The sequence below is a fragment of the Brevibacillus fortis genome (genome assembly GCF_046196545.1).
GTDB lineage: Bacteria > Bacillota > Bacilli > Brevibacillales > Brevibacillaceae > Brevibacillus > Brevibacillus fortis_A.
In genome coordinates this window covers 1-7,500 of record NZ_CP176370.1, presented here as the reverse complement: position 1 = coordinate 7,500, position 7,500 = coordinate 1, and the positions used below count along the sequence as shown (strand labels likewise).

Here is a 7,500-nt window from a genome sequence, read left to right as displayed (position 1 = left end):
CAAAGTCCGTTGCCTTACCGCTTGGCTATACCCCAATAGCCATGAAGTAAAGATGGTGGGGAGAGACGGATTCGAACCGCCGAACCCGGAGGGAGCAGATTTACAGTCTGCCGTGTTTAGCCACTTCACTATCTCCCCAAGCTTGTCCTTCAAAAGCAAACCTTATTCAACTTTCAAAGAAAAAGTGGTGCCGGCAATAGGACTTGAACCCACAACCCCCTGATTACAAGTCAGGTGCTCTACCAATTGAGCTATACCGGCGTGTTTTGTATGAATGGTGGCTCGGGACGGAATCGAACCGCCGACACGAGGATTTTCAGTCCTCTGCTCTACCGACTGAGCTACCGAGCCTCAAGCGTAATTGTTTCGCCATCGCTTGAGAAAAATGGCGGAGCTGACGGGACTCGAACCCGCGACCTCCGGTGTGACAGACCGGCGTGAACTCCAACTTCACCACAGCTCCATGTAAGACATTCAGTTGTTAAAAGTGGTGGAGGCTGACGGGATCGAACCGCCGACCCTCTGCTTGTAAGGCAGATGCTCTCCCAGCTGAGCTAAGCCTCCAGGACCCTTGCGTTTGCAGGGCGTTTTGCTAGGTGACCCGTAGGGGATTCGAACCCCTGTATGACAGCGTGAAAGGCTGCTGTGTTAAACCGCTTCACCAACGGGCCATTTCAATGGCTCCTCGGGACGGACTCGAACCGCCGACCGATCGGTTAACAGCCGATTGCTCTACCAACTGAGCTACCGAGGAATAATCATATTTTAGAATGGTGGAGCTGAACGGGATCGAACCGATGACCTCCTGCTTGCAAGGCAGGCGCTCTCCCAACTGAGCTACAGCCCCATCCTAACGCTTTAATGACGCAATTGCCATGTCAGCTATGTAAGTGGTGGGCCTAGGCTGACTCGAACAGCCGACCTCACGCTTATCAGGCGTGCGCTCTAACCAACTGAGCTATAGGCCCGCGATTACTTCCGGAATTTAATCTAGCATACTTTTTAATTCATTGCAATAGAAAATTTGATTTTTTTTATTGCGTGGGTGAACTTTTTTGTGAAACGAGCTTAACAAAAGTACACCCTATTATAAGTCATGTTCATCGTATATTTCAAATGTGTTTTCAAATTTTCATTAAGAAAAAGCTTGCCCGGTAAAGGACAAGCTTTTCTTCGTTCCAACTTAAATATCAAGATCGCGTACATTTGCTGCATATTGCTCAATAAACTCTCTGCGAGGCTCTACTTCGTCTCCCATCAGTGTCTCAAACACCATATCGGCATCCATAGCATCCTCGAGATCTACCTGAAGCAACGTACGGACTTCTGGGTCCATCGTAGTCTCCCACAATTGATCCGCGTTCATCTCGCCAAGTCCTTTATAGCGTTGGACGTTTGGCTTCGGTTGAGCCTTCAAGGTAGCGAGTACCTCATCACGCTGCTTGTCGGTATACGCATAATGCAACGTCTTCCCTTGCTTGATGCTGTAGAGAGGCGGCTGCGCAATGTAAATATACCCCGCTTCAATCAACTGTTTCATGTAGCGGAAGAAGAACGTCAGCAGAAGCGTACGAATATGTGATCCGTCGACGTCGGCGTCCGTCATAATGACGACTTTGTGGTAACGTGCCTTTGAAATATCAAAGTCTTCGCCAACACCTGTTCCCAAAGCCGTAATAATGGCACGGATCTCGTTGTTGCCGAGAATTTTATCCAGACGTGCTTTTTCTACGTTCAATACCTTCCCGCGAAGAGGAAGAATGGCTTGGAAATGACGGTCACGTCCCATCTTCGCAGAACCGCCCGCAGAGTCACCCTCTACAATGAACAGTTCAGATTCGGATGCGTCCTTGGAAGAGCAGTCCGCCAGTTTACCCGGCAAAGCACTTACTTCCAGCGCACTCTTGCGACGAGTCATTTCACGTGCTTTACGAGCTGCCTCACGGGCACGAGATGCCATGAGCGCTTTTTCCACAACTTTTTTGGCTACACCCGGATTTTCTTCCATAAAGGTGTTAAAACGGTCACCGAAGACAGACTCAGTAATGCTTCGCGCTTCCGAGTTGCCCAGCTTCGTTTTTGTTTGTCCTTCGAACTGAGGCTCTTGAATTTTTACGGAGATAATCGCGGTAATACCTTCACGCACATCGTCCCCGGAAAGATTCGGATCCTTTTCCTTCAGGAAGTTAAACTTGCGGCTGTAGTCGTTGATAACACGCGTAAGCGCCGTTTTAAATCCGGTTTCGTGAGTACCACCCTCATGCGTGTTGATGTTATTGGCAAAAGAGTAGATGTTGCTCACATAGCTGTCGTTGTACTGAAGGGCAACCTCCACGACAAGACCTTCTTTTTCCCCTTCGCAATAAATCACATCATCATGCAGGGCTTCCCGGTTTTTATTCAAGTATTCTACGAACTGGATGATACCGCCCTCGTAGTGGAAGGATTCTTCCTTCTCATGATCTGGACGCGTATCTTTCAGCGTGATGCGCAATCCTTTGTTAAGGAACGCCAGCTCGCGAATACGTTTTTGCAAAATCTCGTATTCAAATACCGTTGTTTCGGTAAAAATAGTCGGGTCAGGCTTGAAGGTAACTTTTGTTCCCGTCTCTTCGGTCTCGCCCACAACAGCAAGATCGGCATCCGGTGCGCCTACTTTAAAGCGCATGTAGTATACCTGGTTATTTTGTTTAACCTCGACTTCCATCCATTCCGATAGCGCGTTCACTACCGAGCTACCTACCCCGTGCAGACCGCCGGACACCTTGTATCCGCCACCGCCGAATTTACCACCGGCGTGCAATACAGTCAAAACGGTTTCAACTGTGGATTTCCCAGTCTTTTCATGAATACCAGTCGGGATTCCTCGACCGTTATCGGTTACAGATACGGAGTTGTCTGGATGAATGACCACCAAGATCTCGTCGCAATAACCGGCCAGCGCCTCGTCAATGGCATTGTCGACAATCTCCCATACCAGGTGATGCAAACCTCGGCTGCTCGTCGACCCGATGTACATGCCGGGACGTTTCCGAACTGCCTCTAACCCTTCCAGTACCTGAATCTGACTCGCATCGTAGTTTGTATCTTTCGTCGTCACTTGATCCACTACTCTGTCAACTCCTCCACTTCAGCTTGTACAAAGGGAAACTGATCCAAGCTGTCCACGAACTGAGCGCGTCGCTTCAGCGTCAGAGAAGAAATAGGTGAACAGTAAATGGCGTTCTTGGTGATTACATACGACTTCGTTTCTTCCTCGCTATGGTCAACAACTGTCTTACTTTTTTCGAGTAAGAACGCTTTATTGATTTTTGAGGATTTCACAGTCTGATGATCCAGAATGGAAATAACTTCCTTCGTGCTCACCACAGTATCTCCACCAATGTGAATAAACATCCCTGTCTTCCCCTACCTTTCTCCGGAGATTTTCCCTTCCCTCACGTAAAAACGAGAGGCTTGCTGGAGAACCTGATGCTTTAAGCCTTCCACACCTGTGGTACTTACAAACGTCTGTACTCGATCCTGAATGGTTTCGAGAAGCAACGTTTGCCGATGTTCATCCAACTCTGACAAGACATCATCCAACAACAGAACGGGGTATTCTCCCACTTCTTCTTTAATCAGCTCAATTTCGGCTAATTTAATGGACAGCGCACTGGTGCGTTGCTGTCCCTGGGAACCATACGTTTGCACATCCATGTTGTTCACTTTGAGTGAAAAATCATCACGGTGTGGCCCAATAAGGGTGCTCCCCCGCATGATTTCCCGGTCGCGAACCTCTTCGTAGGCAGCAAGCATTTTATCTACAGCCTGATCTATCGTCATCTCTTCTGTAACGGGCGATGAGTTAACGTAATGCAAAGAAAGTCTTTCCCTGCCATCGGTAATGCCAGTGTGGATTTCCTGTGCCCACGTCTCCAGCTTCCGAATGAACTCAAAACGCTTCCGTAACAATTTTACCGCTAAATCGGCTAATTGGGTATTCCAAATTGCCAGCATTTCCAGCGAGTTACTTTTTTTCATGGCCAAATCCTTTAAAAGCTGATTTCGCTGGGCCAGCACTTTGTTGTAATTGCTCAAATAATAAAGATACGTAGGTGAAACCTGACCGATTTCCATATCGATGAAGCGTCTGCGCTGGGCAGGTGCGCCTTTGACAATGGAAAGATCCTCGGGTGCAAACATGACGACATTCAATGCCCCCACATAGGCGCTCAGCTTCTGCTGTTCCATTCCGTTGATTTTGGCCCGCTTTCCCTTGGTTGTCAACTGCAGCTCTAAACGAACAGAACCGTAGCGACGAAGAACATCGCTACGGATCGTGGCATAATCGGCATCCCAGGAAATTAGCTCCTTGTCGCGGGGCGTTCGGTGGGATTTGGCGAGTGCCAAAACATAGATCGATTCGAGAGCATTTGTTTTCCCTTGAGCGTTGTTGCCAATAAACAACTGGATGGGACCGTCAAACGACAGGGACATCGTTTCGTAGTTGCGATAATTGGTTAGCGACAGGTTCTTGAGAAACAAGAATCACGCTCTCCTCTCAGGGGCGTACCACTTGATAGCGACCATAGCCTTCAATCGCCACTTCATCGCCAGGATATAGCTTGCGTCCACGTCTGTTATCCAGCTCTCCATTGATCTGGATCGGAACCTCAGCCAAAAAAGCTTTGGCCATTCCCCCCGTGTCAATGATTTCAGCCAGCTTCAAAAATTGGCCGAGAGCAATATAGTCTGTGCTAATGGAAACCTCACGCATGGCTTGGCTCCTTTCTTTTACGTAAAAACAAATTAGTACGTACGAACCGGCAAAATCAGATGGAGCATCCAGTCGTGATCGGTCGGACGAATCACAAATGGACTCATCGGACCGCTAAAGCTCGCTTTGATTTCCGCGCTATCGATTGCACGCAGCGCATCGATCATGTATTTGGCGTTGAAGGAAATTTTCAATTCTTCGCCATTCATTCCTTTTGGCGTCAAAATGTCCGTTACTTTCCCGATCTCAGGTGCAATGGACGTAATTTCGACGGTTCCATCAGGCAGCGTAACGAGCTTGACTACGTTCGACTTGCCTTCGCGGCTCAGCAAGGAAGCACGCTCAATGGATTGCAAAAATTCCTTGGTGCTGACGGTAATCTCCGTTTTGCTTCCTTGTGGAATGATTCTGGTCGTGTCTGGATATGTTCCTTCGAGGAGACGAGAATAGAACAGGATATGCTTGGACTTCACCAAAATTTGATTGTCAGCAACAACGATATCCGCGAGATTTTGGTCGTCATCTAATATTTTTACCAATTCATTGCAGCTTTTACCCGGAACAACCACGTTATGGAAAGAAAGATCCTCTGGGCATTCGACCATTGCAGTACGGCTAGCCAAGCGATGGCTGTCAGTTGCCACAAAACGCAATTTACCTTGATCAAGCGACCACATCAAACCCGTCAAGATCGGACGCATTTCGGAAGTGGAGACACCAAAAACAGTCTGGCGAATCATTGCCTTCAGTAAATCACAGGGAACACTGAAGACTTTATCTTCTTCCAGATGCGGCAGCTGTGGATATTCATTGGCATCCATTCCGTTAATGGTGAACTCAGCTTGTCCGGAACGAATTTGGGTTACGAGACGATCATCAACTTGAATATCGATTTCATTGCTTGGCAACTTACGCACGATTTCGCTGAAAATACGTGCAGTCAATACAATGCTACCAGGTTGATGTACGGTTACTCCCCATTCTCCGGCTTCTTCCATCGGGATCTGAACTTCAATAGACACATCAGAATCGCTTGCTGTCAGTGTCAAACCTTCATCATCCGTTTTGATTTTAATCCCGGTCAAAATTGGAATCGTAGTTCTGCTAGAAACTGCTTTGCTAACATGCGATACGGCGTTCGATAGCTTTTCACGCTGAACGGTAATATGCATCGACGTGAGCCTCCCTCTCCGGCGCCATTATTTTTGGTTGGAATCTGCATAATGGCTGCGCCTTTATCATAACTTATTAGGATAAATCTTTTTAACAGAAGTAGTAATAGGGCCTGTGGATTTGTGGATATGTGGGTTCAATACGTAAAAGAGAGCCTATACACATGTGGGTAAGTTGTGTATAGGCTTTTTGCGTTATGCACAGGTTTAATGGTTTGCTTTTAACTTTTCAATGAGCGACTGAATGGTTGTTTGCATATGAGGGTCATTTGCCAGCGCACGAGAGATTTTCTCATGGGCATGGATGACTGTCGTATGGTCACGGCCGCCAAATTCATCACCGATTTTCGGCAAGGAGGCATCCGTCAGCTCTCTGGAGAGATACATCGCAATCTGACGTGGGAAAGCGACGGTTTTTGTCCGCTTTTTCGCCTTGAAATCTTCTAGTTTCAGGCTGTACGCTTCTCCGACCGTTCGTTGGATGTCCATAATGGTAATCACGCGTGGGCGGGAGGAAGGAATAATGTCTTTCAGTGCTTCCGCTGCCAGCTGCGTGTCGATATCTCGATTAATCAAGGAGGAGTAGGCAACGACACGAATCAATGCGCCTTCCAGCTCGCGGATGTTGCTGTCGATCTGGTTGGCGATGTACGCCATTACCTCATTAGGGATATCGAGATTTTCTGCTTTCGCCTTTTTGCGCAAAATCGCAATCCGCGTTTCGAGGTCTGGCGGCTGAATATCAGTAATCAGTCCCCATTCGAAGCGTGAGCGGAGGCGATCCTCCAGTGTCGGGATCTCCTTAGGAGGTCGATCGGAGGAGATGATGATTTGTTTGCTTTCTTCATGCAAGGCATTGAACGTATGGAAAAACTCTTCTTGTGTCGATTCTTTGCCTGCTAAAAACTGAATGTCATCAATTAAAAGAACGTCAACACTCCGGTATTTATTGCGGAATTCGACGGCTTTGTTGTCACGAATAGAGTTGATGAATTCATTGGTGAATTTCTCAGACGACAAATAGACCACTTTCGCCGATGGGTTGTGTTGAATGACATAATGGCCAATTGCATGCATTAAGTGGGTTTTGCCAAGTCCGACTCCTCCGTAAATGAAGAGGGGATTGTAAGCTTTTGCAGGAGCTTCAGCAACCGCAAGCGATGCGGCGTGAGCGAATCGATTCCCTGAGCCGATGACAAACGTGTCAAAGGTGTATTTGGGATTTAAGATACTGGGTGGCTGGTCATCCGCGACTGTTGGCGGTTCGCTCATCTTCACCCGTGGGGCAGGTTGTTCGTCGGCAAAAGCCCCATCAGGATTTTGCATCGCGACGAACTTTACTTTCATATTGATACCCGTCACTTCATATAGTGTATCGGTAATCAGTTGTGCGTACCTGGTTTCTAGCCAATCACGAGCAAAGTCGTTTGGTGCGACGACGATCAGTGCATCCTCTTCTAATGTAGTTGCCTTTGTCGCCTTCAGCCAGGTATCAAAACTGGGTTTGCTTAGCGATTTTTCTATCTTGGCGAGTACTTTGCGCCATAGTTCGCTAATCGCTGCATCCAA

Annotated in this window: 6 protein-coding genes and 10 tRNA genes (1 of these 16 only partly in view); all 16 read right to left on the bottom strand. The window is 47.7% G+C overall.

The window, feature by feature from the left end; all coding sequences use genetic code 11:
* Positions 1-35 (bottom strand) — tRNA-Gln (locus ACKKE8_RS00080) (it extends 40 nt beyond the left edge of the window).
* An 18-nt stretch (positions 36-53) separates the two neighbouring features.
* Positions 54-138: transfer RNA gene (locus tag ACKKE8_RS00075), tRNA-Tyr, on the bottom strand.
* A 47-nt stretch (positions 139-185) separates the two neighbouring features.
* A tRNA-Thr gene (locus ACKKE8_RS00070) sits at positions 186-261 on the bottom strand.
* 14 nt (positions 262-275) lie between these two features.
* Positions 276-351, bottom strand: a tRNA-Phe gene (locus ACKKE8_RS00065).
* Between the two features lie 35 nt (positions 352-386).
* Positions 387-463: transfer RNA gene (locus ACKKE8_RS00060), tRNA-Asp, on the bottom strand.
* A 25-nt stretch (positions 464-488) separates the two neighbouring features.
* A tRNA-Val gene (locus ACKKE8_RS00055) sits at positions 489-564 on the bottom strand.
* Positions 565-597: 33 nt separating this feature from the next.
* Positions 598-671: transfer RNA gene (locus ACKKE8_RS00050), tRNA-Glu, on the bottom strand.
* Positions 672-678: 7 nt separating this feature from the next.
* A tRNA-Asn gene (locus ACKKE8_RS00045) sits at positions 679-754 on the bottom strand.
* Between the two features lie 17 nt (positions 755-771).
* Positions 772-847: transfer RNA gene (locus ACKKE8_RS00040), tRNA-Ala, on the bottom strand.
* Positions 848-891: 44 nt separating this feature from the next.
* A tRNA-Ile gene (locus ACKKE8_RS00035) sits at positions 892-968 on the bottom strand.
* Positions 969-1,183: 215 nt separating this feature from the next.
* Positions 1,184-3,109 carry a DNA topoisomerase (ATP-hydrolyzing) subunit B gene (gene gyrB, locus ACKKE8_RS00030; protein WP_409176478.1) on the bottom strand — a complete coding sequence of 642 codons (1,926 nt, stop codon included), beginning with the start codon at positions 3,107-3,109 and terminating at the stop codon, positions 1,184-1,186.
* Positions 3,109-3,396, bottom strand: coding sequence for an extracellular matrix regulator RemB (remB, locus tag ACKKE8_RS00025; RefSeq protein ID WP_137031562.1), 288 nt, complete (start codon positions 3,394-3,396; stop codon positions 3,109-3,111). Before remB ends, gyrB begins: the two co-directional genes overlap by 1 nt.
* Positions 3,397-3,408: 12 nt before the next feature.
* Complete coding sequence (recF, locus tag ACKKE8_RS00020; RefSeq protein ID WP_012683787.1) at positions 3,409-4,527, bottom strand: DNA replication/repair protein RecF; 1,119 nt, start codon at positions 4,525-4,527, stop codon at positions 3,409-3,411.
* Positions 4,528-4,543: 16 nt separating this feature from the next.
* Entirely contained in the window at positions 4,544-4,759 is a 216-nt protein-coding gene (gene yaaA / locus ACKKE8_RS00015) for a S4 domain-containing protein YaaA (protein WP_012683786.1), read from the bottom strand.
* 32 nt (positions 4,760-4,791) lie between these two features.
* Entirely contained in the window at positions 4,792-5,931 is a 1,140-nt protein-coding gene (dnaN, locus tag ACKKE8_RS00010) for a DNA polymerase III subunit beta (RefSeq protein ID WP_409176477.1), read from the bottom strand.
* A gap of 207 nt (positions 5,932-6,138) precedes the next feature.
* The gene (gene dnaA, locus ACKKE8_RS00005) at positions 6,139-7,500 is read right to left on the bottom strand and encodes a chromosomal replication initiator protein DnaA (protein WP_409176476.1); all 1,362 of its coding nucleotides are present in this window, start codon (positions 7,498-7,500) and stop codon (positions 6,139-6,141) included.